1 protein-coding gene and 1 rRNA gene are annotated in these 3,626 nt (G+C 42.0%); both read left to right on the top strand.

Translation table 11 applies throughout. The features are described 5' to 3' along the window. Window positions 1-215, top strand: a 215-nt coding sequence (locus tag ACQR30_RS16625; RefSeq protein WP_429736880.1) for a hypothetical protein, incomplete at its 5' end; no start/stop codon positions are given. 23 nt (window positions 216-238) lie between these two features. Beyond that, a 23S ribosomal RNA gene (locus ACQR30_RS16620) occupies window positions 239-3,101 on the top strand. The last annotated feature ends 525 nt before the right edge of the window (window positions 3,102-3,626 follow it).

Raw genomic sequence — 3,626 nt, 5'->3', positions numbered from 1 at the left:
GGACTAATCGTATAGGGAGAAAGTTTTGGATGTTTGAGGATGCTCACGCGGACGGAAGGATAGAATTACGCCGCTTGAGTGGCGTTATCCGTCGCAGCGAATCCAGACTGAGTCGATCCGAACCAAAGTTTAAAATGTTTAAAGAAAGGCTCGAACGTTTAGAACGTGAGGTTAGGAAAGGGTATAGGTCTTTCATTGTTAAGAAAGTTGCATAAAGTTTAGTTGAGTGAATAGCATTATTTAATTTTTGAAACATGCATACGGATACCTAGGCAATCTTATGAGAAGGGTGCTTAACGCAGAAAGCCGACGAAGCGCGTAGTTTTGAAGTCGGCGTCCCCTTAAGTAAATTTTAAAGCTCTTAGCTAAATAAAAAACCAGGTGAACTGAAACATCTAATTAACCTGAGGTAAAACAAGTCAATAGAGATCCCGTCAGTAGTGGCGAGCGAACGCGGGTTGGGGATGCAGCTTTTCCTGGCGCCAAAATCACGGTAAACGTTTTTGGAAAAACGGCCGCAGAGAGTTTTAGCCTCGTTGTCTGTCGTGCTCGGGCGCCCGCTAATGTGAACGCTGGAGGTTGTGTTGTAGATCGTCCCATGATAAAATGGATGATTGAACTAGAGAGAGCAAGTCCACTTGCTGAGCCTAAATACGTGAGTTTGACCGATAGTGAACTAGTACCGCGAGGGAACGGTGAAAAAGAGACCTTTTAAGGGGTGAAATAGACTTTGAAATATGCATGAAAAAGATCTGTTGGAAAATCAAAGAATTTACAACGTACCTTTTGTATAATGGGCCAACGAGTTAATTAGTGTAGCGTGCTTAAGTGGTTACACGTAGGCGAAGCGAAAGCGAGACCAAAAAGGTTGTTAAGTTACACTAATTAGACCCGAAATCAAGTGAGCTAATTGTGAGCAGGCTGAATTACTTTGCAGTTTGGAAGGCCGAACCTGTGTATGTTGCAATATACTAGGATGACTTGCGATTAGGGGTGAAAGTCCTATCAAACTTGAAGATAGCTGGTTTTCCGCGAAATCTATCTAAGTAGAGCGTCACTGAATAATAATAGAGGTACAGTTACTTTTTATTGGAGGGGGGATGCCTATTGACAGTAAAGAATCTCGTAATTCTATTAAAGTGGCAGACGGACCTTAAGTGCTAAGGCTTATGGTCGAGAGGGAAACAGCCCAGATCATTTTTTAAGGTCTCTAAAATAGCTATAAGTGATTTAAGATAAGTTTTGTCTAAGACAATCGGACGTAGACTTCAAAGCAGTCAAGCGCAGCGTGGCGCGTTAGCTTTTGAGCCCTTTTTTCCTTACGGAAAGAAGGAACTCGCTTTCGCGAGGTGAGGCCTTTGATGGCTTCGCACCAGTTTTGAGATTCGGGCGCCGCCATTGGAGTGGCGCTGGCTCACTGGTTATAAAGAAATCGTTACAGATCACCGGTCGTATGGCAAAATTTCTCATAAAATTAATGGAGGCTAATAGCTATTACCGAAAAAATGAATACTTTGCGCGATTTAGCGCACTGCTATGGTAGCGGAACGTTTAGTAATTAGAAAAAAGTAATTAAATAAAAATCTAAAGTGATAATGTTGGCACGAGTAGCGAAAAATACTGTGAAAAGCAGTATCACCGTAAGTTCTAGGTTTCCTAAGTAAAGAACACTTCTTAGGTATATTCGGTCCTTAAGACAGCTCCTAACGGAATGGTCGATAGGTAAACTAGATTGCAAAATCATAAGGCAGGTCACTGGTTCAGCGCACCTAGTAGAATAGAGGTAGTTCGCGAGCGATTAACTTGTTTCTGGAAAATTTGCAAAAAAAATAACCGTACTAAATCCGACACTGGTGAACAGGTATAAGTATACTCAGGTGAAGAGATAACAACATTTAAGGAACTCGGCAAATTAACTCTGTAACCTAGGAATAAAGAGCGCCAATGGCGCCCAAGCTAGGGCGTCGTGGAAGCATGAAGAAGGGAGTAGCGACTGTTTAACAAAAACACAGAACTCTGCAAAATTGTAAAATGACGTATAGGGTTCGACGCCTGCCCGGCGCTGTAAAGCTATTAAGAGGTGTTTTCGCACCGAATTAAAACCACAGCAAACGGCGGCTGTATACCTGACGGTCCTAAGGTAGCGAAATTCCTTGTCGGGTAAGTTCCGACCTGCACGAATGGCGTAACGACTCCTCCGCTGTCTCAAATGTTGACTCTGCGAAACTGGCGTTTCTGTGAAGATACAGGATAGCCGCAGTTAGACGAAAAGACCCTATGCACCTTTACTATAGTTTTACATCGCTTTGCTTATTTTATGTGTAGCATAGGTGGTAGCATAGGAGATGTTGTTGCAAGACAATGTTGATTGCAAAAGTGAAATACCACCCTTAATTATATTCAAACGCTAATTTCGGGCTATTAATGCCCAGGGAAATATGTAAAATGGGTAGTTTGACTGGGGCGGTCGCCCCCTAAATAGTAGCGGGGGTGCGTAAAGGCGATACTCAGGTCAGCACTAAAGTTGATCGTTGAAGCGTAATGGTAAATAGTTCGCCTGACTGTTAGACCGACGGGTCTTGCAGGGATGTTTAGTCGGCCATAATGAGCAGGTGGTTTTGCGTGGAAAAGCCATCTATCACCGGAGAAGGTACGCTAGGGATAACAGGCTGATAACTCTTGAGAGTCCTAATTGATGGGGTTGTTTGGCACCTCGATGTCGTCTTATCATATCCAGGAGCTGCATAAGGCTCCAAAGGTTCGGCTGTTCGCCGATTAAAATGGTACATGAGATGGGTTCAGAACGTTGTGAAACAGTTCGGTTTCTATCTGCTGCGGTAATAAAAATACAATAAGTCAATTGCCAAGTACGAGAGGAACAGGCAGTTCGAGCCTATTATGAACCAATTGTCGTTTTTCATCGGCATCGTTGGGTAGTTACGCTCGCAGAAATAATCGCTGAATTAACAATATAAACGAGAAGTTTAGCTTATTTGTTTTATTTTCTGCTGTGGAAGATCACCACTTTGATAGGCTATAGGTTGAAGCGGGGTAACCCTTGAAGCTGAATAGTACTAATTTGTAGAAAAAGTTTTTAATGCTATTAAGTAGGTTTTTTAAAATAATTATTTATATGATAATATCGTCTCTTAGAAGGATAAATTTTTTTTCTCTAGCTTTCGTAATATACTACACCTTTTTTTATAACGGTGCTAGTATTTATGAAAACGTCGGGTTTGCAAGCGCGGGGGTACGCTTGGAGTCTAGTGTGGTCGAATTGTGTTATTTCCTGTACTACGATTTTTTTTTACTGTTCTCAGCGCTTTTTTGCTTGTTGTACGGCGCGGTCTTCTATTCTTCTATGAGTCCGTGAGAAAGGCGGGAAACAGCAGTTGAGATTACTGAGCTTCTTATGGGTATTGTTTTTTGTGCTTTTTTGTTTTATCTTTTTTTAATTTTTTATTCCTATTATTCATTTCTGAAATTCCCGGAAAGATATGTGCTGCTCATGGGCGGGTATTTGCGTGCGGACTACTTCGCGCTGTTTTCTAAAGTTGTAGTCTCAATAGCCTCTTACTTTACGCTGCAGTGCTTGCGCGCGTATATTTCCAATACTAGAGTTATGG

The sequence above is a fragment of the Arachidicoccus sp. genome (genome assembly GCF_050436765.1).
Lineage (GTDB): Bacteria > Bacteroidota > Bacteroidia > Chitinophagales > Chitinophagaceae > Arachidicoccus.
Note: the sequence above shows the minus strand (reverse complement) of the source record. Positions and strands in the feature narration are given on the sequence as shown.